Annotated in this window: 26 protein-coding genes; 8 read left to right on the forward strand and 18 right to left on the reverse strand. The window is 68.6% G+C overall.

All coding sequences use genetic code 11. From position 1 onward, the window contains the following. Positions 1-9: 9 nt before the first annotated feature. The 6 genes from gcvPA to FWJ67_RS01725 form a co-directional block, all read right to left on the reverse strand. Positions 10-1,356 (reverse strand): aminomethyl-transferring glycine dehydrogenase subunit GcvPA, encoded by a 1,347-nt coding sequence (gcvPA, locus tag FWJ67_RS01700; RefSeq protein WP_414481753.1) that lies wholly within the window; start codon positions 1,354-1,356, stop codon positions 10-12. A gap of 26 nt (positions 1,357-1,382) precedes the next feature. Then, entirely contained in the window at positions 1,383-1,766 is a 384-nt protein-coding gene (gene gcvH, locus FWJ67_RS01705) for a glycine cleavage system protein GcvH (RefSeq protein ID WP_304174819.1), read from the reverse strand. A gap of 17 nt (positions 1,767-1,783) precedes the next feature. Continuing rightward, positions 1,784-2,911 (reverse strand): glycine cleavage system aminomethyltransferase GcvT, encoded by a 1,128-nt coding sequence (gcvT, locus tag FWJ67_RS01710; RefSeq protein WP_414481754.1) that lies wholly within the window; start codon positions 2,909-2,911, stop codon positions 1,784-1,786. 269 nt (positions 2,912-3,180) lie between these two features. Then, the gene (gene sucD, locus FWJ67_RS01715; RefSeq protein WP_304174823.1) at positions 3,181-4,044 is read right to left on the reverse strand and encodes a succinate--CoA ligase subunit alpha; all 864 of its coding nucleotides are present in this window, start codon (positions 4,042-4,044) and stop codon (positions 3,181-3,183) included. Beyond that, entirely contained in the window at positions 4,041-5,192 is a 1,152-nt protein-coding gene (sucC, locus tag FWJ67_RS01720) for an ADP-forming succinate--CoA ligase subunit beta (RefSeq protein WP_304174824.1), read from the reverse strand. The genes sucD and sucC overlap by 4 nt, the downstream gene beginning before the upstream one ends. A 97-nt stretch (positions 5,193-5,289) precedes the next feature. Next, positions 5,290-5,841: a tetratricopeptide repeat protein gene (locus FWJ67_RS01725; RefSeq protein ID WP_304174827.1), complete on the reverse strand. Its 552-nt coding sequence runs from the start codon at positions 5,839-5,841 to the stop codon at positions 5,290-5,292. Positions 5,842-6,125: 284 nt separating this feature from the next. Between FWJ67_RS01725 and yyaC the strand changes: the two genes are divergently transcribed. Then, positions 6,126-6,866 (forward strand): spore protease YyaC, encoded by a 741-nt coding sequence (gene yyaC / locus FWJ67_RS01730; protein ID WP_414481755.1) that lies wholly within the window; start codon positions 6,126-6,128, stop codon positions 6,864-6,866. Between the two features lie 9 nt (positions 6,867-6,875). On the opposite strand, the gene FWJ67_RS01735 is transcribed toward yyaC, so the two are convergent. The 12 genes from FWJ67_RS01735 to rpmH form a co-directional block, all read right to left on the reverse strand. Continuing rightward, positions 6,876-7,265 (reverse strand): bactofilin family protein, encoded by a 390-nt coding sequence (locus tag FWJ67_RS01735; RefSeq protein WP_414481756.1) that lies wholly within the window; start codon positions 7,263-7,265, stop codon positions 6,876-6,878. Positions 7,266-7,374: 109 nt separating this feature from the next. After that, positions 7,375-8,367 (reverse strand): M23 family metallopeptidase, encoded by a 993-nt coding sequence (locus FWJ67_RS01740; RefSeq protein ID WP_414481757.1) that lies wholly within the window; start codon positions 8,365-8,367, stop codon positions 7,375-7,377. Between the two features lie 74 nt (positions 8,368-8,441). Further along, positions 8,442-9,575: a P-loop NTPase gene (locus tag FWJ67_RS01745; protein WP_304174836.1), complete on the reverse strand. Its 1,134-nt coding sequence runs from the start codon at positions 9,573-9,575 to the stop codon at positions 8,442-8,444. Between the two features lie 83 nt (positions 9,576-9,658). Then, positions 9,659-10,501 carry a ParB/RepB/Spo0J family partition protein gene (locus tag FWJ67_RS01750; RefSeq protein WP_414481758.1) on the reverse strand — a complete coding sequence of 281 codons (843 nt, stop codon included), beginning with the start codon at positions 10,499-10,501 and terminating at the stop codon, positions 9,659-9,661. Continuing rightward, positions 10,498-11,262, reverse strand: coding sequence for a ParA family protein (locus tag FWJ67_RS01755; RefSeq protein WP_414481759.1), 765 nt, complete (start codon positions 11,260-11,262; stop codon positions 10,498-10,500). The genes FWJ67_RS01750 and FWJ67_RS01755 overlap by 4 nt, the downstream gene beginning before the upstream one ends. Further along, positions 11,255-12,106: a ParB/RepB/Spo0J family partition protein gene (locus tag FWJ67_RS01760; protein WP_304174842.1), complete on the reverse strand. Its 852-nt coding sequence runs from the start codon at positions 12,104-12,106 to the stop codon at positions 11,255-11,257. Before FWJ67_RS01760 ends, FWJ67_RS01755 begins: the two co-directional genes overlap by 8 nt. 94 nt (positions 12,107-12,200) lie before the next feature. Beyond that, complete coding sequence (gene rsmG / locus FWJ67_RS01765; RefSeq protein ID WP_304174843.1) at positions 12,201-12,926, reverse strand: 16S rRNA (guanine(527)-N(7))-methyltransferase RsmG; 726 nt, start codon at positions 12,924-12,926, stop codon at positions 12,201-12,203. A gap of 97 nt (positions 12,927-13,023) precedes the next feature. Continuing rightward, the gene (gene jag / locus FWJ67_RS01770; protein WP_304174966.1) at positions 13,024-13,656 is read right to left on the reverse strand and encodes an RNA-binding cell elongation regulator Jag/EloR; all 633 of its coding nucleotides are present in this window, start codon (positions 13,654-13,656) and stop codon (positions 13,024-13,026) included. A 2-nt stretch (positions 13,657-13,658) separates the two neighbouring features. Then, on the reverse strand, positions 13,659-14,282 hold the full coding sequence (locus tag FWJ67_RS01775) for a YidC/Oxa1 family membrane protein insertase (protein ID WP_304174845.1): 624 nt from the start codon (positions 14,280-14,282) through the stop codon (positions 13,659-13,661). A 46-nt stretch (positions 14,283-14,328) separates the two neighbouring features. Beyond that, positions 14,329-14,535: a membrane protein insertion efficiency factor YidD gene (gene yidD, locus FWJ67_RS01780; RefSeq protein WP_369686599.1), complete on the reverse strand. Its 207-nt coding sequence runs from the start codon at positions 14,533-14,535 to the stop codon at positions 14,329-14,331. Positions 14,536-14,540: 5 nt separating this feature from the next. Next, entirely contained in the window at positions 14,541-14,927 is a 387-nt protein-coding gene (rnpA, locus tag FWJ67_RS01785) for a ribonuclease P protein component (protein WP_414481760.1), read from the reverse strand. A 5-nt stretch (positions 14,928-14,932) separates the two neighbouring features. Then, complete coding sequence (rpmH, locus tag FWJ67_RS01790) at positions 14,933-15,079, reverse strand: 50S ribosomal protein L34 (RefSeq protein WP_304174849.1); 147 nt, start codon at positions 15,077-15,079, stop codon at positions 14,933-14,935. Positions 15,080-15,694: 615 nt separating this feature from the next. Between rpmH and dnaA the strand changes: the two genes are divergently transcribed. From dnaA to gyrA, 7 genes are all read left to right on the forward strand, one after another. Then, positions 15,695-17,146 carry a chromosomal replication initiator protein DnaA gene (dnaA, locus tag FWJ67_RS01795; protein WP_414481761.1) on the forward strand — a complete coding sequence of 484 codons (1,452 nt, stop codon included), beginning with the start codon at positions 15,695-15,697 and terminating at the stop codon, positions 17,144-17,146. 263 nt (positions 17,147-17,409) lie between these two features. Beyond that, positions 17,410-18,534: a DNA polymerase III subunit beta gene (gene dnaN, locus FWJ67_RS01800; RefSeq protein WP_304174853.1), complete on the forward strand. Its 1,125-nt coding sequence runs from the start codon at positions 17,410-17,412 to the stop codon at positions 18,532-18,534. A gap of 26 nt (positions 18,535-18,560) precedes the next feature. Further along, positions 18,561-18,785, forward strand: coding sequence for an RNA-binding S4 domain-containing protein (locus FWJ67_RS01805; RefSeq protein WP_304174855.1), 225 nt, complete (start codon positions 18,561-18,563; stop codon positions 18,783-18,785). 24 nt (positions 18,786-18,809) lie between these two features. Continuing rightward, positions 18,810-19,964: a DNA replication/repair protein RecF gene (recF, locus tag FWJ67_RS01810; protein ID WP_304174857.1), complete on the forward strand. Its 1,155-nt coding sequence runs from the start codon at positions 18,810-18,812 to the stop codon at positions 19,962-19,964. Between the two features lie 5 nt (positions 19,965-19,969). Further along, positions 19,970-20,218: an extracellular matrix regulator RemB gene (gene remB, locus FWJ67_RS01815; protein WP_304174860.1), complete on the forward strand. Its 249-nt coding sequence runs from the start codon at positions 19,970-19,972 to the stop codon at positions 20,216-20,218. Positions 20,219-20,346: 128 nt separating this feature from the next. After that, positions 20,347-22,290: a DNA topoisomerase (ATP-hydrolyzing) subunit B gene (gene gyrB / locus FWJ67_RS01820; protein ID WP_304174863.1), complete on the forward strand. Its 1,944-nt coding sequence runs from the start codon at positions 20,347-20,349 to the stop codon at positions 22,288-22,290. A gap of 40 nt (positions 22,291-22,330) precedes the next feature. Further along, entirely contained in the window at positions 22,331-24,766 is a 2,436-nt protein-coding gene (gene gyrA / locus FWJ67_RS01825; RefSeq protein ID WP_414481780.1) for a DNA gyrase subunit A, read from the forward strand. Positions 24,767-24,785 lie beyond the last annotated feature (19 nt).

A 24,785-nucleotide genomic window follows, 5' to 3' on the forward strand; every position in this document is an offset into this window, starting at 1 on the left:
CCTCCTCCTTCAGGCCTGCAAGGCCCGTTCCAAAGCGTGGGCCAACTGCTCGATCTCGGCCAGGGTTCGGGTCTCGGTGACGGCCACCAGGAGCAACCGCTCCCATTGGGGCGCGAACCGGCCCAATGGGAGCCCAGCCAGGAACCCGTCGTCCAGCAAGGCCCGGACCACAGCGTGGGCCGGCTTGGGCAGCTCCAGGGCAAACTCGAAGAGGAAGGGCTGCTCCCAGGCCAGGCGCACGCCCGGGATTTGGCAGAGCCGCTCTTGGGCCACATGCGCCAGCTGGGTGGAGCGGGTCGCCACCTCGGCCAGGCCATGGGGACCAGCGGTGGCCAGGTAGACGGTGGCCGCCAGGGCGTTGAGGGCGTTGTTGGTGCAGATGTTGGAGGTGGCCCGCTCCCGGCGGATGTGCTGCTCCCGGGCCTGAAGGGTGAGAACGAAGCCCCGCCGGCCGTCCCGGTCGGTGGTCATCCCGGCCAGGCGGCCGGGCATGCGCCGGAGAAGGGTCTGCCGCACGGCGAAGTAGCCGGCGTAGGGCCCGCCAAAGCTGAGGGCGTTGCCCAGGGGCTGGACGTCCCCCACGGCCACGTCGGCCCCGTAGGCGGCCGGGGGCTTGAGGATCCCCAGGGAGACGGGATCGGCCGCCACCACCAAGAGGGCCCCGGCTTGGTGGACCCTGTCGGCGAGGCCGTCCACCTCCTCGAGGATGCCGAAGAAGTTGGGCTGTTGGATGAGGACGGCCGCCACCTTCTCGTCCAAGAGCGCCTCCAGGCGCTCCCGATCCAGCCGCCCGTCCCGAAGGGGAACGGTCACCACCTCCCGGTCCTGATGGGCCAGGTAGGTGGCCGTCACCCGCCGGTACTCGGGATGGACCGAACCGGCCACCAGCACCCGGGAGCGGCCGGTGGCCCCACAGCTCATGGCGGCCGCCTCCGCCAGGGCGGTGGACGCGTCGTACATGGAGGCGTTGGCCGCCTCCATCCCCGTGAGGCGGCAGATCATGGTCTGGAACTCGTAGATCACCTGGAGGACGCCCTGGCTCACTTCAGGCTGGTAGGGCGTGTACGCCGTGTAGAACTCCGACCGGGCCACCACGTGCCGGACCACCGCGGGGACGAACCGGTCGTAGGCGCCCCCGCCCAGGAAGGAGACCAGCTCGTCCACGTGCCGGTTGGCGGCGGCCAGACGGCGCATGTGGGCCGTCAGCTCGAGCTCGGAGAGGGGGCCCGGCAGGTTCAGGGGCCGGTGGAGGCGGGCCGCCGGAGGGATGGCTTGGAAGAGCTCGTCGATGGACGAGATCCCGATCCGGTCCATCATCTTCCGGCGGTCGCCGTCGGTCAGGGGCAGGTAGCGCACCCCGGCTCGCCTCCTTTCCCGGACGCCTAGGCCCCGCTGAGGTGCTGGATGTAGGCCGCCGCATCGAGCAGGCCCTGGACCTCGTCGGGTTGGGTCAGCTCCAGCACCGCGATCCAGCCCTCACCGTAAGGATCTTGGTTCAGGGTCTCGGGCGCGTCCTTCAGGAGCTCGTTGACCGCCACCACCCGGCCCGAGAGGGGCGCGTAGACGTCGGAGACGGACTTGACCGACTCCACCACCGCCAGGTTCCCACCCGCCTGGACCTCTTGGCCGACGGCCGGCAGGTCGACGAAGACCACGTCACCCAGCTGGTCCTGGGCGTAGTCGGTGATCCCGATGGTCGCCCGGTTCCCTTCCAGCCGGATCCACTCGTGTTCCACCGTGTACTTCAAATCCTCAGGGACGTTCACCCGAGGGCCTCCCTTCCCTACCGCACCTTGGTTGATCCGCCGGGGGTAGTCCCCTTGGTCCGCGCGAGGACCAGAGCCCCGCGGGCCAGCCGGATGCCCAGCCGCCGCCCCCTGGCCTCCACGGCCAGGGCCTGACCTGCCCTGGCCAGGGCCGCCTGGACGTACCCCATACCGATGGGCGCCTCCACGTGAGGGGAGAAGCCGCCGCTGGTCACCTGGCCCACCACCTGCCCCGCCTCATCGATCAGCGGATACCCGGCCCGGGGCACAGGGCCGCTCTCCTGGGTGAAGGTGACCCGCCGGCGCTCCGGCCCCGCCTCCTTCTGCTGGAGGAAGGCCTCCCGCCCCACAAAAGGCCCTTTGTCCGGCTTGACCACCCAACCCAGGCCCGCCTCCAGGGGCGAGGTCCCCTCGTGGATGTCCGCGCCGTAGAGGGGGTAGCCCATCTCCAACCGGAGCAGGTCCCGGGCACCCAGGCCCGCGGGCTGGACCCCTCCCTCGGCCAGAAGCGCTTCCCAGACCGCCGGCGTCTCCTCCCAGGCGACAAAGAGCTCGAAGCCGTCCTCCCCCGTGTAGCCCGTCCGGCTGACCAGCACCTGCCGCCCCGCGATCCGTGCCTCCTGGGCACCGTAGAAGGGGAGGCTGGCCGGTGAGGGCTGGGCGAGGCGGGCCAGAATCGCCTCGGCCGCCGGGCCCTGGAGGGCGATGAGGCCCGTGGCTTGGGACCGGTCCTCCACCGTCACGCCGGCGGGGCGGTGCTCCTCCAGCCAGGCCAGGTCCTTGGCCCGGGTCGCCGCGTTGACCACCAGCAGGAACCCGCCGGCCAGGCGGTAGACCACCAGATCGTCCAGGATCCCCCCGGCCGGGTTGAGGAGGAGGGTGTACTGGGCCCGGCCCACCGGCAGCCGGGTCAGGTCATTGGTCAGCATCCCTTGCAGGAACGCCTCGGCCTGGGGCCCGGTCACCCAGATCTCGCCCATGTGGCAGAGATCGAAGAGACCGGCCTCGCGCCGCACGTGGGCGGCCTCCGCCAAGATGCCGTTGGCGTACTGGACCGGCATGGCCCAACCCGCGAAGTCGATCAGGCGGGCACCGAGAAGCTCGTGCGCCGCGCGCAGGGGCGTGCTCTTCAGCCCGGCCACCATCCGGGTCGCCTCCCTCTTCTGAGTAAGTTACCGGCGTTGCGGTTGAATCCTGCCGCCGCCACCAGGTCGCACACCCCTGCTGGACCATTGATATAATGCACCGATCGCCTCGGGCGAGGGCGGGAAGGAGGCTAGCTCCGTGTGGACCACCTGGTTGGAGCGGGTCCTGAGCCCGATCCTGCGCCGCAGGAAGAAGACGGTCCTGGTCGTCTGGAGCCGGAAGCGGGGCGGCCAGGGGCGGTGAACCCCACCCCCGGCCGCCCTCACGCCTAAAGGCGCGCCGCCACCAGGTCGACGATCTCCGTGATGGTTTCGGCCACGGGAACCCCGGCCGCAGTGAGGGCCTCGATCTTGGATTGAGCCGTGCCAGTTCCACCGGAGATGATGGCCCCCGCGTGGCCCATCCGCTTCCCCTCGGGCGCGCTGCGGCCGGAGATGAAGCTGACGACGGGCTTGGTCATCTGGGTGATGAAGCGGGCCGCGTCCTCTTCATCCGAGCCGCCGATCTCACCAATGAGGACCACGATCTCCGTCTCGGGGTCCTCTTCAAAGAGAGCGAGGACATCGACGAAGCGGGTGCCGATGATGGGGTCCCCCCCGACGCCGATGCAGGTCGACTGCCCCAGGCCCCGCTCGCCCAGCTCGGCCACCACCTGGTAGGTGAGGGTGCCGCTCCTGGAGACGACCCCCACCGGGCCGCGCCGGAAGATGGCGCCCGGCAGGATCCCCAGCAGGGCCTCCCCCGGGGTGATCAGTCCCGGGCAGTTGGGCCCGATCAGGCGGCTGCCCCGGGCCCGGACGTAGGCGGCCGCCTGCACCATCTCCCGCACCGGGATCCCTTCGGTGATGCAGACGATGAGCTCGATGCCCGCGTCGGCCGCCTCGCAGATGGCGTCGGCCGCCCCCGCGGGAGGCACGAAGATGACCGAAGCGTTGGCCCCCGTTTCGGCCCGGGCTTGGCGAACCGAATCGAAGACGGGGACGCCTTCCACTTCCTGCCCGCCCTTCCCCGCCCGGACCCCGCCCACCACCTGGGTGCCGTAGGCTTTCATCTGGGCCGTGTGGAACCGGCCTTCCCGCCCGGTGATCCCCTGGACCAGAACCCTGGTCTCCCGGTTGACAAGGATGCTCATGGACGGTCCCCCCTTCCCTCCGAGGCCCGCTGGACCACGAGCCGGGCCGCTTCCAGGAAGGTGGCGGCCGGCTCCAGAGGCGTTCCCTCCAGCAGGGCCCGGCCCTCCGCCTCCCGCGTCCCAGCCAGCCGGACCACCAGAGGCACCCGGACCTCCACGCCGTCCAGGGCCTGGAGGAGGCCCCGGGCCACCTCGTCACACCGGGTGATGCCGCCAAAGACGTTGATCAGCACCGCAGTCACGTCGGGATCATCCAAGACCAGGCGCAGGGCCCGCCGGACCACGTCAGCTTGGGCACCGCCGCCGATGTCGAGGAAGTTGGCCGGGCGGCCGCCCTGGCGCTGGATCATGTCCAGGGTGGTCATCACCAGGCCTGCCCCATTGCCGATGACGCCCACGTTCCCCGAGAGCTTGACGTAGGCCAGCCCTTCCTCCCGGGCCCGCCGCTCCAAGGGGTGTTCGCCGGCGGCGGACTCCTCCGCCTCCCACTCCGGATGCCGGAAGGCAGCGTTGTCGTCGGTTTCCAGCTTGGCGTCCAGGGCGATGAGGCGGCCATCCTCCAGGAGGGCCAGGGGATTGATCTCCACCAGGAGCGCGTCGTGCTGGGCCTGGATCTGGCCGATCTGGAGAACTCGCTCCACGAAGGGGCCCAGAAGTTCCGACGGGATGCCCGCCTGGGCCGCGACATCGGCCGCGTGGAAAGAACGCAGGCCCAGGAGGGGATCGATCCACACCCGGCCGATCCGATCGGGCCTGGTGGCCGCCAACTCCTCGATGTCCACTCCGCCCTCAGCCGAGGCGATGAGCACGGAGGTCTGGCGCGCCCGGTCCAGGGTGAGGCTGAGGTAGAACTCTTGGCGGATGGGGACCGCCTCCTCCACCAGGAGCCGGTCTACCCGATACCCTCGAATCTCCTTGGCCAAAAGCTCGCGGGCGGCGGCCTCGGCCCCTTCGGGTGAGGGGGCCAGCCTGACGCCCCCGGCCTTCCCCCGGCCGCCAATGGGGATCTGGACCTTCACCGCCACCTTGCCGCCTAAGGCCGTGGCCGCTTCCCGGGCCTCCTCGGGTGTGCGGACCAGTCGGCCCTCAGGGACGGGGATCCCCGCCGCGCGAAAGAGCGCCTTCGCCTGATACTCGTAGAACCGCATGGTGCTCCATCCCACCCCCCGTGGTGGTCCCAAGGGCCTGTGCGTCCCTGTTCTTCGCCCTCGGTAATGAGATTCCTTGCCGTCCCAAACCAGGGGGTCAGTTGGGCCGGAGGAGGATGAGCAGGAGCAGGATGAGGAGGATCAGGAGCAAGCTCCAATTCCGCCCCGCCCCCTGCCGGCGGGCCTCTTCCCGGAGGCGGAGGCGTTCCAGCCGGTGCGCCTGCTTCAGGTGGCGGACCGCCTGGTCATAGCGGCCCAGCTTCCGCAGGAGGGCGCCCAGGTTGTGGTGGGCCAAGGGATGGTCTGGATCGAGGGCCAACGCCCGCTCATAGGCCTCCCGAGCCTCATCCAGGCGGCCCAGCTCCTGGTAGGCGTTCCCCAGGTTGGTCCAGGCGGAGGGTTGGTTGGCGTCCAACGCCACGGCCCGTTGGAAGGCCGCGAGGGCCTCTTCCGTCCGCCCCAAGCGGGCCAGGGCCACGCCCAAGCGGTTGTGGGTGGCGGCCCGCTCCTCCTGCTGGAGGGCCAGCTCAAAGGCCCGCACCGCCTCGTCCAGGTGGCCGCTGGCCAGCCATCGCTCCCCTTCTTCGTGGAGGGCCTGGCTGTCGGCCCCTCCCGGCGACTGATGGGGCTTTTCCGTCTCGTGGTTCACCCGTTCATGCCTCCCAAGACCCGCTGGATGCACCCCGCCCAGGCTGGGGAGTATTATAGCACCGGACCCGACGGGGTGTCTTCTCGAGCGTTAGGCGCTGGTCCCCGCTCAGCCTCCAACGGTATAAGCCTCTCGTCCGGGGACATATACTCCACTGCTGAAGACTCGGGCCAGAAGCCCTCCGGTCACGAGCGCTCCACTTTGCCGGGAAACGGAGGAATGTCCGAGTGTGGTCCCCACTGCGCTCGCTGGTGGGATGGGAAGGCTCCAGGGGCCAAGGTCCCGTGCCGCGGATCCACGTCGATGAGGAGGAGGCCGAGCTCCGGCTGGGGCGGGTGCTCCGTGACTGCTTGGCCGAGCCCTGGCGCCAGAAGCAGGAGATTCTCTTCCTCTGCATCGGTACCGACCGGTCCACCGGCGACGCTCTGGGCCCGCTCGCGGGAAGCCAGCTGGCCGCCTTGGAGGGGGCCACCGGGGGCCGCGTCCGGGTTCAGGGCACCCTCGACGCCCCGGTCCACGCCTCCAATCTCCACGAGGTGGTCCGGACCCTTCGGGAGGCTCCCAAGCGGCCCTATGTGGTGGCCATTGACGCCTGTTTGGGCCGGGCGGAGAACGTCGGCTGCCTTACGGTGCGACCGGGCCCCCTGCTCCCCGGCACGGGGGTGAACAAGACCCTCCCGCCCGTCGGCGATCTGCAGGTGCTGGGCGTGGTCAACGTGGGCGGCTTCATGGAGTACTTCGTCCTGCAGAACACCCGCTTGAGCGCCGTGATGCGGATGGTGGAAGTGGTCAGCGTCGCCACCTGGCACGCCATCAGCTGGCTGGCGGCCGAAGAGGGGTTCACCTTGCAGCGGCCGCCAGGCCTGCTGGGCGCCTGGCCCCTTCCCTTCCGCAGCCCCAGGGACCGCCGCTCAAACCCCGTCCTTCCCGAGTCCTTGAGTGGCGCGGCGGTCACCCGGGTCGCGGACGGCGGGCCACCCCCACCTCCCCGGTCCCGGCGGTCCCGGGAGCCCCAACACCCCTGACAAACCCCGTCACGCTGGCTGGGAGGCCGCCGCATCCTTGGGTGCGGCGTTTTTCTCCTTCTCCTGGCGGGCGGAGCCCCCCTCTTTGGCCATCAAGCAGCGTCCATCGAGGGTGCCGCCCTCTTCCACCACCAGCACCCGGGTCCGGACATCGCCGACGATGGAGCCCGTGGAGAGGATGTGGAGCCTCCCCGTCACCTCCACGTCGCCCGCGATCCGGCCGGCGACGATCAACTCCGTGGCCGAGACCGTCGCCTCCACGTAGCCGTCGGCCCCAACCTCGCAGCGGCCGTCGACGGACAGCTGGCCCGTCACCCGGCCGTCCACCCGGAGGCTGCCCTGAACCCGCAGGCTCCCTTCCACATGGGTGCTCGCCCCGATCAGCGTCTCCACTGCCACGCCGCTCCGCTCCTTTGAACCACCGCTGTTGAACATCCCGACTCTCCCCTGTCTTCGGTCTGGGGCAGGGTCGGCCTCCGCCGGCCACCCGCCCCGGCATGGTCATCGGTTACGGCAAGTACGACCAGGGGGAGACCGGCTGGCCGTTCAGCCGGACCTCGTAGTGCAGGTGGGGGCCGGTGCTGGTCCCCGTGCTCCCGACCAAGAGGATGGGCTCACCCCGGGTCACCTTCTGGCCCCGCTTGACCAGAACCCGGTCGCCATGGGCGTAGAGGGTTCGCAGTCCGTAGCCGTGATCGATCTCCACCATGTACCCGTACCCTTGGACCCAACCCGCCCGGATGACGGTGCCCGCCGCCGTCGCCACCACAGTGCTGCCGCGGGGCGCGGCAATGTCGATGCCATCGTGATGGTCCCGCCGGCCCGTAATCGGGTGAAGGCGGTACCCGAACCCCGAACTGACCCACCCCTCCACGGGCCAGATGGAGGGGGTGTGCTGCAGGCGGTGGACCTTCTTGTCCAAGCTCGACCGCAGGTGGGAGAGCTTCCGATCCTGAAGGGTGGCCGTCTCCCGGGCCTGGCTCAGGGTGGAGGCCGTCCAATCCAGGAGCTCGTGGGTGGGCAGGGCGCCGCCGGCCGCGCCGGCCGCCTCCAGCTCGGGGCGGGCCAGGGCCACGACCGCCGACCAGCCCTCGGGCAGAACCTCGGGGTTGGCCGCCACGATGGCCTCCATCTGGGACGCAAAGCGCTCCAGCGCCTCAAGGCGCTCGGCCAGGGTCCGGGCCTCCAGGGCCAGCTCCTTCACCGTCTCTTCCTGCCGGGCCAGAAGCTCCGTGAGCTGGTCCCGCTCGTCTTGCAGGGCAAGGACCTCGGCCTGCCAGGCGGTCGCCCGGTGGCTCTGGTAGGTGACGGCCAGGCCCAAGCCACCCAGGGCCGTCAGGAGAAGAAGGCCGCCAAAGAGGAGGGCGTAGACGAAGGTGGTGGAGAGATAGCGCCGGCGGGCCGGACGGGCGGGATCGCTCAGGATGAGGATCTGGTAACCCCGGGGCCGTCGGGCTCGGGAGGGTTGAGGTAAGGGAGGTATGGTATGGGCCGGTTGCATCGAAGTCTCCCCCTGCTCATGGCCAGTTCCGCGGGGCGCCCTGGTGAGCGGCCGTCCTCCCGGTCAAGGGCCGGCTAGAGGCTCCGCTGGGGCCTCCTGGTCATGAACGCCGCGATCCGCTCCGACCAGCGAGGGCTGGGAGCGGTCTCGGCTCGGCCCCCCAGGAGGGTCCGCGCCACCTGGTCCAGAGCGTGGACCACCGGAGCGTGGGGCCGCCAAGCCGCCAGGGGCTGCTGGCGCCGGACCGCTTCGGCCATGGCCGGATCCCACGGGAGGACCCCAGCCAGCTGGAGCTCCAGACCCAAGAACCGCTCGGCTGCGAACTGCATTTTGGCCGCCACCCGTTCCCCTTCCCGTCGATTCCGGGCCATGTTGACCACCAGATGGAAGGGCCGGGTTCCGTGGCGCTCCCGGAAGACTTTGAGCAGCGCGTAGGCATCGGTGATGGCGTGGGGTTCGGGCGTCGTCACCACCACCGGGTGGCTGGCGGCGGCCAGCGTCGACGTCACACGCTGGCTCACCCCGCTGCTCACGTCTCCTATCATCAGATCGGCCTCTCGGCCCAGCTCCTGAAGCTCACTGGCCAGCCACTCGTACTGGAGGCCGGTCATCTCGACGACTTCCCGGGTCCCCGATCCCGCGAGGAGGACGCGGAGGGATGGGATCGGTTCGACCACGACCTCCCGCAACGCCCGCTCACCCCGGACCACCCGGCTCAGATCCGGAGCGCTCCCCATCCCCAGCAACAGATCGACATTCCCAGCCCCGAAATCCAGATCCATCAGGAGCACGTGGGAGCCCGCACGGGCGTGCAAGATGGCCAGGTTGACGGCCAGGCAGCTCTTGCCCACCCCACCCTTGCCGCTGCTGATGACCACCAAGGGGCACGCCCGTCCGCTCCCGCCGCCGGCAAGCGGGACCGGCTGTTCAAGGACCAAGGACCGGCCGGGCCCGGTCACCCGGTCGACCACCCGGGAGCGGAGACGGGCCCCGTCGGCCGTCTCCAGCTCGGCAGCGGCGCCGATGGGCACCAAGACCACCCGCCCGTCCAACATAGGCATGGAGAGGCGGATCTGAGCGCTCCCCACATCCAGGACCCGGCACCGGTAGACGCCGGCCCGGACGGGCACGTCCGTCCGTAGGAGCACTTCATCCCCTGGCCTCAGCCCACCCCGTCGCCCCCGCAGGGGCGGTGCCATGCGCGGCATCTCTGGCGTCCCTCCTCCCGCGCCCCCTCGCCGCGCCGGCACGCTGATGTTCCACGTGGAACATTTTTCGAAGCGGCTCGAGACTACTCCTCACCCAACAGAAGCCGGACGATCCGCTCCAGATCCTCCAACCCGAAGAACTCGATCTCGATCTTACCCCGCTTACCGCTGGACCGGACGGTCACCCGGGTCCCCAACCGTTCCGCGAGATGGGACTGGAGTTCCGCCGCCTCCGGGGTCAGCGGCTGCCGCTGCCGCTGGCGCGTCCGGGGCCGCTTCAAAGCCGCCACCACCTGCTCCAGATGGCGGACACTCCAGCCTTCTTTCACCGCCTGCTGGGCCAGCCGAAGCTGCTCAGGCACCTTCTCAACCGCCGCCAGGACCTTGCCGTGCCCCGCCGAAAGCTGGCCGCTCATGATCAGGTCTTGGACCTCCGGGGCCAGTTGCAGGAGCCGCAAGGCGTTGGCGACGCCAGACCGGCTTCGCCCCACCTGGGAGGCCACCTCTTCCTGGGTCCACCCGAACTCCAGCATCAGCCGGCGGTACCCCATGGCCTCCTCGATGGGGTTCAACCCTTCCCGCTGCAGGTTCTCCACCAGGGCGAGCGCGGCCGCCTCCCGGTCGCTGAGGGACCGGACCACGACGGGGACCTTCTCCAGCCCTGCCATCTGAGCGGCCCGCCAGCGCCGCTCCCCCACCACCAGCTGGTACCCGTCCCCGACGGGACGGACCACCAGCGGCTGGATCACCCCTTGGGTCCGGATGGACTCGGCCAGCTCCTCCAGCCCTTCAGGATCCATCTGTTGCCGGGGCTGGTACGGGTTCACCTGGATCCGGTCCACGGGAAGCTCCCGGATCTCCATGGTCCCCTCGCCGGCCTCGGGGATCAGCGCCCGCAAACCCCGCCCCAGCGCCTGCCGCGTCACCCAGCCATCACCTCCTGCGCGAGATTCCGATAGGCGACGGCCCCGGAGCAACGGTTATCGTACAGGAGAATGGGCTGTCCAAAACTGGGAGCTTCCGAGAGGCGGACATTGCGGGGGATGATGGTTTCGAAGACCGGGACCCGCCCTTCGAAGAAGGCCCGCACATCCCGGGCCACCTCCTCCGACAGGTTGGTCCGCGCGTCATACATGGTGAGGACCACACCGTCCACGGCCAGATCCGGGTTCAGGTGGTGGCGCACGATCTCAATGGTCTGCATCAGCTGGCTGAGCCCTTCCAGCGCGTAGAACTCGCACTGGATGGGCACCAGCACCCCGTCGGCGGCCGTCAAGCCGTTGATGGTCAAGAGACCAAGGGACGGCGGGGAGTCGATCAGCACATAGTCGTAGGCCTGCCGAACCCGTTCCAGGGCCCGCTCCAGGCGGTACTCTCGGGACATGGTGGAGACGAGCTGGACCTCCGCCCCCGCCAGCTCGATGCTGGCCGGCGCTACATCGAGCCCCGGCACCGCGGTCTGCTGAATGATGGCCTCAATGGGCTGCTCCTCGATGAGCACGTCGTACATGCAGGCCTTCAAGGTGCCCTTGTTGACGCCCACACCACTGGAGGCGTTCCCCTGGGGATCGATGTCCACCAGGAGGGTCCGCTTGCCCGCATCGGCCAGGTAGGCCCCCAGGTTGACCGCCGTCGTGCTCTTCCCCACCCCACCCTTTTGGTTGACGATGGCGATCACCCTACCCACGGCGTTCATTCCCCTTCCGGTTGATGCGGAGACGAACCTCGATCCAATCCCCGTCTTGCTCCTGTTCCCACTCCACCGGGATGCCGCTGGACTGGACCTGCTTCACCAGCTGCTGGATCCCGTTGAGAAAGAGGCGGACATCTTTCAGAATCCAGACCCGTCGCTGCTTGGCCTGCTGGGCCCGCTCCTTGCGCCGGGCGATCCAGGCTTCGGCCTCCCGGACGGTCATCCCCCGATCGGCGATGATCCGGGCCGCCTCCTCCTGGGCTTCGGCACCCTCCAGCTGGAGGAGGGCCCTGGCATGGCGCTCGCTCAGACCCCGTTCCCGGACGATCTCCTGCACCTTGGGGGCCAGCTGGAGCAGCCGCAACTTGTTGGCGACCGTCGACTGTCCCTTCCCCACCCGCTCCGCCAGTTCCCGCTGGGTGAGGCCAAACTCTTCAACCAATCGCTGGTAGGCTCGGGCCTCTTCCAGAAAGTGCAGGTCCTCCCGCTGCAGGTTCTCGATCAGGGCCAGTTCGGCCAGCTCTTGGTTGCCAACGGTCCGGATGATGGCCGGGACGTGCTCCCAGCCCAGGGCTTTGGCTGCTTGCAGCCGCCGCTCCCCAGCCACCAATTGGTACCGGCCTTCCTCCTCGGCGGGCCGGACCACGATAGGCTGCAGGATTCCGTGCACTTCGATGGACGCCCGCAGCGCGGCCAGCGCCTCGTCGTCGAAGACCTCCCGGGGCTGGTATGGGTTCCGATCGATACGGGCGATGGGAAGCTGCTGGACCTGCTCCTTCTCCCCGTCCTCCGAAGCCGCCCGCTGCCGCCCCCTGAGCAAGTTTCCCAGCCTACTCACGGACCTGCCTCCTCCACCCCATTCCAGCACCGTGTCTTTCGTTCCTTTCGTACAAGCTTCCTCCTCGCCGGACCGGGCCCCCTGGCCGGTCCCGCTACAGCGGACGCTTGGCCGGCAAGCCTGCCCGGCGGGGGTACCCCTCGGGGGTGGGCCGGTCTTTCCGCACCACCACCAGCCGCCGCTCGCCCTGATCTTCGGGCAGGGTGAGGCGGTGCACCCGTTCCACCCGCCCCCCGAGGACGTGGAGCGCCCGTTCCGCTTCGGCCAGCTCGGCTTCCGCTTGCGGTCCCTTCATCATCACCGCGACCCCGTCCACCTCCACCAGGGGCAGCAGGTACTCGGCCAAGACCCGGGCCGGTGCGACCGCCCGGGCCACGGCCACCCGGTACCGCTCGCGGCCGGGCCCCCGTCCCCACTCTTCGGCCCGCCCGTGAACCACCTGGAGCCTGGCCTCCAATCCCAAGGCCGTGACCGCCTGGCGCAGGAAGTCAGCCTTCTTTCCCGTCGCCTCCAGCAGGGTCCCCTGGCCTTCCGGCCGTCCCACGGCCAGCACCAGGCCGGGGAGTCCGGCGCCGCTGCCCACGTCGATCCACCCATCCCATTCCACCCCCTCCACCAGCCAGAGGGTGGCACAGTCGACGATGTGCTTGGTCACCAGCTCCTCCAGGCTGGTCGCCCCCGTCAGCCGGGCCCGGGCCTGGCCCTGCCAGACCAGCTCCCCATAGGCGACCAATTGGACGGCCGTCTCCCCATGGATGGACAGCCCCAACCGTTCGAGCAAGGCCCTGAGCCGTTCCGCCAGCCTCTCCGTCCCCTCCACCGCGGCTCCCCTCCTCCCCGGCCGTCTTCTGGCCGGCGCCAAATACAAAAATGGGAGGACGTGCCCGTCCTCCCCTTCCAGGCAAACTTCCGGGGCGTCAGCCCCGTTGAGCCGGGCTGATGACCACCCGGCGTGCCGGCTCCTCCCCTTCCGAGTGGGTCTCCACACCCTCCATATCCCGCAAGGCCATGTGGACCACCCGTCGCTCCCACGGGTTCATGGGGTCCAGGGCGACCCGCTGGCCCGTCTCCAGAACCCGGCGGGCCTTCCGCCGGGCCAGCCGCTGGAGCACTTCGGCCCGGCGATCCCGGTACCCCTCCACATCGAGGAGGATCGACTGGTAGCGCTCCTCGCCCCGGTTGGCCACCACGTTGACCAGGTACTGCAGGGCCTGGAGGGTTTGGCCCCGGCGACCGATGAGGATCCCCGTATCGCCGCCGGTGATGTTGATGTGGAGAATCTCATCGTCCCCAAACCGGGTCTCCAGGCCGCATTCCATCGACATCCGACGGAGCAGGCCCTCGAGAAACTCCCGCGCCTTCCGGTTCTGCTCCTCGGGCCGGAACTGCATCCGGACCCGCACCCGGGCCTCCCGGGAGCCCAGGATACCGAGGAATCCCCGGGTCCCCTCGTCGAGCACCTCCACGTCCACCTGGTCTCGGGTCGCTCCCAGCTGGTCCAGGGCTGCCTCGACAGCCTCCTCCACCGTCCGTCCCGAGACTTCCACCATCTTCACGACGCTTCACTACTCCTCTGCTGCACCGCCATGCGGCGGGCAATGAGCCACTGTTGGAGCATGCCCAACAGGTTGCTGACCACCCAGTACAGGACCAGCCCCCCAGGGAAGCCGAGGCTGATCCACCCGATGAAGATGGGCATCAGCATCATCATCATCCGCTGGGAGGCGTCCCCTGTCGACGTCTGCATCATCTGGGTGTAGGTGGTCACCGCGGCGAGAATGGGCAGGATGTAATAAGGGTCGGGCGCTCCCAGGTCCAACCAGAGAAAGCCGCTGTCGAACTGGTAGGTGCGCAGGACGTTGAACAGGCCGATGAGGATCGGAAACTGGATGAGCACAGGCAGGCAGCCCGAGAAGGGATTGTAATTGTGCTCCTTGTAGAGGGCCAGCATCCGCCGCTGCAGCTCCTCCGGGCGGTCCTGGTACTTCTTCTGGAGTTCCTGCAGTTTGGGCTGGAGGCGCTTCATGATCTCCATGCCCTCACTCTGCCGGACGGTCAGCGGGTACATGGCCGCCCGCACGCCGATGGTGAGGAGAATGATGGCCAGCCCCCAATTATGGGTGATGGCGTAGGCCCCTTCCAGCAAGAACTCCATGAAATTGGTCAGCAACTGCATCGCCTAGGACTCCCCCGCGGGCGGGACGCCTGACCATCGCGGCCGCTCATGGCACGGGATCATAGCCGCCCTCGTGCCACGGGTGGCAACGGGCCAACCGCTTCGCGCCCAAGATGAGGCCACGCGTCACCCCATACTTTTCCACCGCTTCCATCGTGTACGACGAACAGGTGGGGTAGTAGCGGCAGCTTGAAGGAAACAAAGGCGAAAGGGCCAGCTGGTACGCGCGGATCACCCCGCGCACCGCGGCCACCCCCACTAAGGAGAGGCCGGCCCTGAAGGCTTCGAGGCGGAAGGGGCCCCTCCTCCGTTGCCGCCCGTCCGGCAGACCTTGCGGAGAAGCCATCCCAGCTCCGCCTCCAGCTCCGCGTACGATGCTTCCGCCGCCTGGGGCCGGGCGGCGACCACCACATCTCCGCTCACCGGGAGCTCTTTGATCCACCGTCGCCACGCCTCCCGCAGGCGTCGCTTCACCCGGTTGCGCACCACGGCCTTCCCCACCCGCCGGCTCACGGTAAAGCCGACCCGGACCCTCTCCCTGCCCGGGGAAGGGGCCAGCCGGTGGAGCACGATCCAGCGACCAGCGATCTTCGCCCCGTGGCGGTAGCACCGGCGGAACTCATCCCGCCGCCGGAGCCGTTCCACCGGACCTATCGGGACGCGCCCACCGTCAGGCGCCACCGCCCCTTGGCCCGGCGACGCTTCAGAACCCTCCGGCCGCCAGGCGTCGCCATACGCGCCCGAAACCCATGCCGACGAAGCCGGCGGCGCCGCTTCGGCTGGTATGTCCGCTTCACCTTCCATGCCTCCTCGGGGCGGGCCCGCCCAACAACGATCCCGTCGCAGTGCACCCACGATTATAGTCGAGCCCCGAAGAGGGTGTCAACGGAATCCCCTTCACGCCCCGGAGGCCGCCCCGGCACCCTCAGGCATCGGGGACCCGAGCGCGCTCCAACTACCGTGCCCCGCCGACCCACACCAGGAATCGGAATACGTCTTCTTCACCCCTTGTCCCCAGCTGTGAGCTCGTGTGGAAAAGCTGTGGATAGTGTGGACAGCCGAGGGCCCGCGAACCGCTTCGGATCGCCGTCGCGCGGCCTTTCCGGCGCGGGCCCCGACGCGCGCGAGGGCCTACCAGACGCGTGTTCCCGCGCGCTGGCAGGCCCATTGCCATCGTCCTCCTCCCCCTTGGGGATGATCGCCTTTATCCACAAGACCCTGTGGACAACCTGTGGGTTTCCTGTAGACGCGAAGTGGATAAGTCGCCAGGGACCGCGGGCAGGACTGGCTTCGCCAGGGGCCGAATTCCAGGAACGCACTTCTACCGGGGACTCCCTGCTTCGCGTCAGGGGAATCCGACCATCCACTCGACCCTGCTCCCCGACCTGCGAAAGGAGGTTGCGCGCGCCTTCATGCCACACCCAACCGCCGTGCATCAAGACGATCTCCAAGCCCTGTGGCTGGAAACCCTGACGGTCTTCCAACGACGCATGGCGCGACCCAGCTTCGCCACCTGGCTCGGGGAGACGCAGGTATTGGGCATCGACGGCAATGCTCTCATCGTCCATTTTGCCAGCGAGTTCGCCCGAGACTGGGTCGCGGCTCGGTACCAGGAGGAGCTGAACGCGATCCTCCAGTCCGTCAGTGGCCAGCCCTGGACGGTCCGCATGGTGGCCGGCGATCTGACCGCCGGTCGGGTTCTTCCCGGGCCGCCGGAGCCGCCCCTCCCCGAGCGGCGTCCCTTCCCGGCGACCTTTTCACCGCCCAGGAGCCCCGAACCGCCCCGAGTGGCGCCCGTCCAGCGGACCGTTACGCCTGCCCCTGCCTTCCGCCCTCGCTCCACCCAGCTCAACCCCAAGTACCGCTTCGAAACCTTCGTGGTTGGGCCAAGCAATGAGTTCGCCCACGCCGCGGCGTTGGCGGCGGCTGAGGCTCCCGGCAAGGCGTACAACCCCCTCTTCCTCTACGGGGGCGTGGGGCTGGGCAAGACGCACCTCATGCAAGCGATCGGCCACTACGTCCTCAGCCATAACCGGGATCTGAGTGTGGTCTACGTCTCCTCTGAGACCTTCACCAACGACCTGATCCGGAGCCTGGGACGCAAGTCCATGGTGGACTTCCGGGCCCGCTACCGGAGCGTGGACGTCCTCTTGGTGGACGACATCCAGTTTGTGGCGGGCAAGGAGAGCACCCAGGAAGAGTTCTTCCATACCTTCAACGCCCTCTACGAAGCTGGCCGCCAAATCGTCATCTCCAGCGACCGGCCGCCCAAGGAGATCCCCACTCTGGAGGAGCGGCTGCGCTCCCGGTTCGAATGGGGCTTGACGGCCGACATCCAGCCTCCCGACTTCGAAACCCGGACCGCCATCCTCCGGCGGAAGGCGATGGCTGAGAACCTCGACCTTCCCGATGAGGTCCTCAACTACATCGCCTCCCAGGTGGACTCCAACATCCGGGAGCTGGAGGGCGCTCTCATTAAAGTGGTGGCGACCGCTTCCCTGCGGAACGCGCCCATTACCCTGGAGGTGGCGGCCGAAGCCTTGAAGGATCTGGTCCGCTCCTCCCAGCCCCGACCGACCACCATCGCCGCCATTCAGAAGGCGGTGGCGGACTACTTCGGCGTGACCGTGGACGACCTGCTCTCCCGGCGGCGGACCCGGAACATCACCCTGCCCCGGCAGGTAGCCATGTACCTGGCCCGCGAGCTGACCGACGAATCCCTGCCCCGGATCGGCCAGGAGTTCGGCGGGCGGGACCACACCACGGTGATCCACGCCTGCGACAAGATCCGCGCCGAGCAAGAGATGGACCCCGCCCTGGCCCGAGCGGTCCAGGAGATCAAGGGCCTTCTGGCCAAGATCTGAACAAGCTGTGGACGACGTGTGGAGCCCCTGGGGAGATCTGGGGACGGCCCCGGGGCCCTGGGTGGGTGCGTGGTCCCCTCTGGGGACAGGGTGGACCGCCCTCCCCAGCCCGTCCCCACCCTGCCCACAGGGGAGAAAGGGCGCTATGACGGCCTTTGGTCCCCTTTTCCCCTGAATCCACAGCCCGACGACTACGACGACTACCGATTCTATCAATCGATCGATTGATGATCGTCGTCGTCGAAGAAGAAGGAGTGACGCCGGTGGAGCTTCTCCTCGACCACGAACGGTTCAGCACCGCGGTCGCCCTGGTCGAACGGACGGTCTCCTCCCGGGACACCATCCCCGCCCTTACAGGTATCCTGTTGGAGGCGGGTGAAGGTGGGGGTTCCGGAGTTCGCCTGACGGCCTCCGACCTGGAGATGGGGGTGACCACCCAGATCGAGGCCGATGTCCGGGCACCGGGTCGGGTCCTGCTTCCCGGCCGGCTCCTCAGTTCCATCGTCCGCCGGCTCCCGGGCGGGGATGTGCGCCTGGCCACCGACGGGTCGGGGGTGGTCCACCTCACCTCGGGGGCGAGCCGGTTCCAGCTGCGGGCCCTGGATCCCTCGGACTTCCCAACCCTGCCCCAGGTGGAGGGAGGGCCCTGGCAGGTGGACGCACGCCTCCTGCGGGAGGGCTTGGAGCGGACCGAGTTCGCTGCCTCGCCGGAGGAAAGCCGTCCCGTCCTGAGCGGGGTCTTGGTGGAGGTGGAAGGGGGCCACTTCCGCGCGGTGGCCACCGACTCCAGCCGGCTTGCCTTTTACCAGGTCCCCTTGGTCCCGCCGGAGGAGGGCGCGGAGGTGTCGGCCGAGCCGCTCCACGTCCTGGTGCCCGGCCGTTCCCTGGGCGAGGTGCGGCGACTTCTGGCCGGCCTGGAGGAGCCGGTCGTCTTGCGGGTCTCGGAGCACCACGTCTCCTTCCAGACCAGCACCTTTCTCTTCTTCTCCCGCCTGATCGAAGGGGTCTTCCCCGATTACCGGCGGGTCTTCCCCAAGGAGCAGCAGGTCCGCTTGACGGTCGACCGCCTGGCCCTCCTGGAGGCCTTGGAGCGGATCGCCCTGGTGAGCCGGAAGGGACCGGCCGTCGTCCGGCTCCAGGTGGACGGGGAGCTCCAGCTGGAGAGCCACGGGGCGGAAGCGGGGCAAGCGAGCGAGTCGGTGCCGGTGGAGGAGCTGGAGGGGGCGGGGCGGACCGCCTACCAGGTCCGGTACCTGACGGAGGTCTTGCGGGTCCTTTCCACTCCCCAGGTCCGCTTCGCCTTCTCCGAGGGGGATCACCCGGGCACCATCGAGCCCGTGGGTGAGGAAGGCTACACCTACGTCGTCATGCCTGTCAGGCTTCCTTAGCTCGGGCGAGGGGGCACGTGGGTTCGATGGCCGAACAGGCGGCGGTGCGGGTGATTCACCTGGAGCGGGAGCCCATCACCCTCGGCCAGCTGCTCAAGCTGGCGGGGGTGGTGGGGACCGGTGGCGGGGCCAAGCAGCTTCTGGCCCAAGGCCAGGTCCGGGTGGATGGCCAGGTGGAGGAGCGGCGGGGCCGGAAGCTCTTCAAGGGCCAAGAGGTGGAAGTGGGGGGGCTTCGGATCCGGCTGGCGTGACGACGGCGGGTGTGGGGTGAGGCGGTGCGCATCGAAGGGCTGGAACTGATCTCCTTCCGGAACTATACCCGCCTGGCCCTCTCCCTGCCCGGTTCCCTCCACCTCTTCCTTGGCGGCAACGGCCAGGGGAAGACCAACCTCCTGGAAGCCATCTACCTGGTGGCCACGGGGCGGTCCATGCGGGCGGGCCGGGATGAGGAGATGATCCGTTGGGGCGCGCCTCAGGCCGAGGTGCGGCTGGAAGCCGAGAGCCTGCGGGGACGGTACGAGCTTCAGGTGGTGCTCACCCCTCGGGGCAAGCGGGCCTACGTCAATGGGAACTGGGTCCGGCGGCTGGGGGAGCTCTTGGAGTACCTGAGTGCGGTCCTCTTCGTCCCCGACGATCTGCACCTGGTCAAGGGCGGGCCTGAGGCCCGGCGCCGGTACCTCGACGGCCAGCTGGTCCAGGCCCTGCCCGCGTACCGGGAGGCCCTGGCCAAGTTCCAGCGGATCCTGCGCCAGCGGAACCGGCTCTTGGACCGGATCGGGCAAGGGGAGGGTTCAGCGGGGAGCCTGGAGGTCTGGGATGCCGCCTTCGTGGAGGAGGCGAGCCGGGTGATCCACCGGCGCGCCCTGGCGGTGGAAGCCCTCTCGCCCCTGGCGGCTGAGGCCCACCAGCGGGTAGCGGGGAGCAAGGAGCTCTCCTTACGGTACCGGCCGTACTTTCTCGAGGAGACAGAAGACGAGGCGCCCACGAGCCTCGATGTCATTCGGGAACGGGTGGAAGCCAGTCTTCGGGAGGCGAGGCCCCTGGAGCTCCGGCGGGGGACCAGCCTGGTCGGACCCCAGCGGGACGATTTGGAGATGACCTTGGACGGCCGGTCGGCCCGGCGGTTCGCCTCCCAGGGAGAACAGCGGACCGTGGTCCTGGCGTGCAAGATCGCGGAGCTGGAACTGATGGCCTCCTACCTGGGCGAGTACCCCGTCTTGCTGCTGGACGATGTGCTCTCGGAGCTGGACCCGGTCCGGCAGGCGGCTTTTGTCGAGGTGGCCATGGGCCGCACCCAGACCCTGGTCACCAGCACCGAGGCGACCAGCCTGCCTGCTGGCCTCCGGGAACAGGGCCGGAGCTACCGGGTGCGGGCGGGGCAGATCCAGCCTGAAGAGGAGGCCCTGAGGGACGGAAGCGTTGGGGGGTGACGCCGGTGTATCTCCATCTCGGCGGCGATCGGGTGGTACGGCTGCGGGAGATCGTGGCCATCCTCAGCGCCGAGGGGAGCGCAGCCCGGGCCTACGCCGCCCAAGCCGAGGCCCAGGGCCGCCTGGTGCCGAGTCCCGAGGAGCCGGTCCATGCCTATGTGGTGACCCGGGATCGGGTGTACGCTTCGCCCATTTCCACGACGACCTTGGCCCGGCGGGCGGAGCAGGGGGCCGGGGGGCGCCGGGAGCGGTAAAGGCGGCCGCACCTGCCTTTGCTGGATCTGGGCGTGAATGGTAGAATACTTGTCGGTTGTCCCCGGAAGCGGTCCACCGCCGGCCAGGACCGGTGACAGCCTATCTTAGTGGCTGGAGGTCGCCATGTATGCTGGAGAACCCATCCCTGACGGGGAACGGCGCCTCGCCGACGCCGGGCCAGGAAGGGTACGGAGCCGCCCAGATTCAGGTCTTGGAGGGCCTGGAGGCGGTCCGCCGGCGGCCCGGCATGTACATCGGCAGCACCGACGAGAGCGGCCTCCATCATCTCTTCTTTGAGGTGATCGACAACTCCATCGATGAGGCGATGAACGGCTTCGCCTCATCCATCGAGACGGTGATCCACGAGGATGGGAGCCTGTCGGTCACCGACGACGGCCGGGGCATCCCTGTGGAGATCCACCCCAAGACGGGCAAATCCGCCTTGGAGACGGTGATGACCGTCCTTCACGCCGGCGGCAAGTTCGGCGACCAGGGGGGGTACAAGGTTTCAGGCGGTCTGCACGGGGTGGGTGTCTCGGTGGTCAATGCCCTCTCTGCCTGGCTGGTGGCCGAAGTCTTCCTGGATGGGGTCCACTACCGCCAGCGCTACGAGCGGGGGCAGCCCGTCACGCCCCTGGAACAGGTGGGCCCCACCAAGCGGCGAGGGACCCGGATCCGTTTCCAACCCGATCCCGAGATCTTCCCCAACACCACCTGGCAGGTGGATCGGATCGTCCGCCGGGTGCGGGAGCTCTCCTTCCTCAACCGGGGCGTCTTCTTCCATGTTTTGGATGAGCGGGACCAGCGGGAGCACTTCTTCCAGTACCACGGCGGGATCCGCTCCTTCGTGGAACACCTGAACCGAAACCACGAGGTGCTCCACCCGACCATCCACTTTGAGCAGACGGTGGGGAGCACCTACGTCGAGGTGGCCCTCCAGTACACCACCGGGTACGGCGAGTCGGTCCTGCCCTACGCCAACAACATCCGGACGAGCGAGGGCGGCACCCACCTGGCCGGCTTCCGGGCGGCCCTCACCCGGTCGGTCAACGACTATGCCCGCAAGAACAATCTCATTAAGAATGGGGAGACCACCCTTACGGGGGAGGATGTGCGGGAAGGCCTGACGGCCATCCTCAACATCCGGCTCCAGGAGCCCCAGTTTGAGGGTCAGACCAAAACCAAGCTGGGCAATAGCGAGATCCGGGGCCTGGTGGAGTCGGTGGTGGCCGAGCAGCTGAGCACCTACTTTGAGGAGCACCCCAACGAGGCCCGACGGATTGTGGAGAAGGCCCTCACCGCCGCCCGGGCCCGGGAGGCGGCCCGGCGAGCCCGGGAACTGACCCGCCGGAAGAGCGCCCTCGAGGTCAGCGCGCTGCCGGGGAAGCTGGCCGACTGTACCTGGACCGACCCGGACCGGTGCGAGCTCTACATCGTCGAGGGGGACTCGGCGGGCGGGACGGCCAAGCAGGGCCGGGACCGGCGTTTCCAGGCCATCATGCCCTTGCGGGGCAAGATCCTCAACGTGGAGAAGGCCCGGGTGGACAAGATGCTGGCCAACGCCGAGATCCGAAACATGATCACCGCCTTGGGCACCGGGATCGGCGAAGAGTTCGACGCCAGCAAGCTCCGCTACGGGCGGATCATCCTCATGACCGACGCCGACGTGGACGGCGCGCACATCCGCACCCTGCTTCTCACCTTCTTCTACCGGTACATGCCCCAGCTGGTGGAGGACGGGTGCCTGTACATCGCCCTGCCTCCGCTCTACGGCATCCGCAAGGGGAAGGCCATGTACTACGCCTACAGCGACGAGGAGTTGGAGCAGGTTCTGGCCGAGATCGGGCGGAAGGGCGCCACCATCCAGCGGTACAAGGGTCTGGGCGAGATGAACGCGGAGCAGCTCTGGGAGACGACCATGAACCCCGAAACCCGGACCATCAAGCAGGTCACCCTGGGTGATGCGGCAGCGGCCGATGAGATCTTCACGGTGCTGATGGGCGAGAAGGTGGAGCCCCGGCGGGAGTTCATCCAGACCCATGCCCGCGAGGTGGAAAACCTGGACATCTGAGGGAAGCCGGGCCGTTTGGAAAGGACGATGATGGGTGGCCGTGACGGAGAGCGGCGGACGGATCGTCCCCGTTGACTTGGAACAGGAGATGCGCCGGTCCTACTTGGACTACGCCATGAGCGTCATCGTCGACCGCGCGCTTCCCGACGTTCGTGACGGGCTGAAGCCGGTCCAGCGGCGGATCCTCTACGCCATGCTCCAACTGGGCCTCCGCCCCGATCAGCCCCACCGGAAGTCGGCCCGCATCACCGGCGACGTCATGGGGAAGTACCATCCCCACGGCGATGCGGCCATCTACGACGCCATGGTCCGCATGGCGCAGGATTTCAACTTCCGTTACCCGCTGGTCGACGGCCACGGCAACTTCGGCAGCATCGACGGCGATCCTCCCGCGGCCCAGCGGTACACCGAGGCCCGCCTTTCGCCCGTGGGCATGGAGCTTCTGCGGGATCTGGACAAGGAGACCGTCGACTTCGTTCCCAACTTCGACGAGACCGAACAGCAACCCGCCGTCCTCCCAGCCCGCCTGCCCAACCTGCTGGTCAACGGCGCCGCGGGCATCGCGGTGGGCATGGCCACCAACATCCCGCCCCACAACCTGGGCGAGGTGATCGATGGGCTGGTCCGGCTCATCGACAAGCCGGAGACCACTGCCGAGGAGCTCTTGGAGATCATCCAGGGTCCGGACTTCCCCACCGGCGGCCTCATCCTGGGGAAGGAGGGCATCCGCCAGGCGTACCTGACGGGCCGGGGCCACATCCGGGTTCGGGCCAAGACGGAGATTGAGCCCATGGACCGGGGCCGCTACCGGATCGTCGTCCACGAGATCCCCTACAACGTGAACAAGGCCCAACTCATCGAGCGGATCGCCGCCCTGGTCCGGGAGAAGCGGGTGGAGGGGATCACCGACCTGCGGGACGAGTCGGACCGTTCGGGGCTGCGGATCGCCATCGAGCTCCGGCGGGACGCCAACCCCCAGGTGGTCCTCAACCAGCTCTTCAAGCACTCCAAGTTGGAGGACACCTTTGGCGCCATCATGATCGCCCTGGTCGACGGCGAGCCCCGGGTGCTCACCCTCCGGGAGATGCTGGTCGAGTACCTGAAGCACCAGCGGGAGGTCGTGGAGCGCCGGACCCGTTTCGAGCTCCGCAAGGCGGAGGAGCGGGCCCACATCCTGGAAGGCCTGCGCATCGCCCTGGCCAACCTGGATGCCATCATCCAGCTGATCCGCCGGGCACCCGATGAGGCGACGGCCAAGAGCCAGCTGATGGAGCGGTTTGGCCTCACCGAGCGCCAGGCCCAAGCCATCCTGGAGATGCAGCTCCGCCGCCTGACCAGCCTAGAGCGGGAGAAGATCGAGCAGGAGTACCAGGAGCTCGTGGCCCGTATCGGGGAGCTGAAGGCTATCCTGTCCGACGAGCGGAAGCTGATGGGCGTGGTCCGGAAAGAGCTTTTGGAGATCCGGGAGCGCTTCGCGGACCCTCGCCGGACCCAGATCGTCCCCGCCCAGCCCGAGCTGGAGCCCGAGGACCTCATCGCCGACGAGCAGGTGGTGGTCACCTTGACCCGCTTTGGCTATGTGAAGCGGGTTCCGGCCGACACCTACCGGGGCCAGCGGCGGGGCGGCCGGGGGATCACCGCCGTCCACGCCCGGGAAGGGGACTTTGTGGAGCGGCTCTTTGTCACCTCGACCCACAGCTACGTCCTCTTCTTCACCAACCGGGGCCGGGTCTACCGGGTGCGGGCCTACGAAATCCCTGAAGGAAGCCGGACCGCCCGGGGGACGGCCGCGGTCAACGTCGTCCCCCTGGAGGCGGAGGAGCAGGTGACGGCCACCTTGGCCATCGACCAGTTCGACGACGACCGCTACCTGGTCATGGTCACCCGCCAGGGGACGGTGAAGAAGACCGCGCTCTCCGAGTTCGACACGCCCCGGAACGGCATCATCTGTATCACCCTGGCCGAGGGCGACGAGCTGGTGGATGTCTTCCTGACCGACGGGCGGCAGGAGCTGATCCTGGTCACCGCCCAGGGGCAGGCCATCCGGTTCCAGGAGGACGAGGTCCGGCCCATGGGACGGACCGCGCAAGGGGTGCGGGGGATCCGCCTGGAGCCCGGGGATCAGGTGGTGGCCGCCGATGAGGTCTTGGCCGACAGCGACCTCCTGGTCATCACCGCGCGCGGGTACGGCAAGCGGACACCCTTGGACCAGTACCGGCGGACGGGCCGGGGCGGCAAGGGCATCCGCACCCTCAACCTGACGGAGAAGACGGGGCCCATCATCGACGCCCGGGTGGTGCAGCCCCAGGCCGAGGTGATGCTGATCAGCTCCCAAGGGGTGATGATCCGGATGGCAGTGAGCGAGATCTCGGTCCAGGGACGGGTCACCCAAGGGGTGCGGCTCATGCGCCTGGAGGAGGACGAGACGGTGGTTGCTGCCGGGACCCTGGTGGATGACGAGGAACCGGAAGACTGATCTGGCCCGAGCGGCGTTG

Origin of the sequence: Limnochorda sp. (assembly GCF_047459355.1) — a bacterium.
Lineage (GTDB): Bacteria > Bacillota > Limnochordia > Limnochordales > Limnochordaceae > Limnochorda.

Coding starts and splice junctions, on each gene's coding strand:
- FWJ67_RS01805 (WP_304174855.1), top strand. CDS start 18,561: ATGGCCGAACAGGCGGCGGTGCGGGTGATTCACCTGGAGCGGGAGCCC.
- FWJ67_RS01740 (WP_414481757.1), bottom strand. CDS start 8,367: ATGCAACCGGCCCATACCATACCTCCCTTACCTCAACCCTCCCGAGCC.
- gcvT (WP_414481754.1), bottom strand. CDS start 2,911: ATGGTGGCCGGGCTGAAGAGCACGCCCCTGCGCGCGGCGCACGAGCTT.
- gyrB (WP_304174863.1), top strand. CDS start 20,347: ATGCTGGAGAACCCATCCCTGACGGGGAACGGCGCCTCGCCGACGCCG.
- FWJ67_RS01745 (WP_304174836.1), bottom strand. CDS start 9,575: ATGCCGCGCATGGCACCGCCCCTGCGGGGGCGACGGGGTGGGCTGAGG.
- jag (WP_304174966.1), bottom strand. CDS start 13,656: ATGGTGGAAGTCTCGGGACGGACGGTGGAGGAGGCTGTCGAGGCAGCC.
- dnaA (WP_414481761.1), top strand. CDS start 15,695: ATGCCACACCCAACCGCCGTGCATCAAGACGATCTCCAAGCCCTGTGG.
- FWJ67_RS01775 (WP_304174845.1), bottom strand. CDS start 14,282: ATGCAGTTGCTGACCAATTTCATGGAGTTCTTGCTGGAAGGGGCCTAC.
- sucD (WP_304174823.1), bottom strand. CDS start 4,044: ATGAGCATCCTTGTCAACCGGGAGACCAGGGTTCTGGTCCAGGGGATC.
- sucC (WP_304174824.1), bottom strand. CDS start 5,192: ATGCGGTTCTACGAGTATCAGGCGAAGGCGCTCTTTCGCGCGGCGGGG.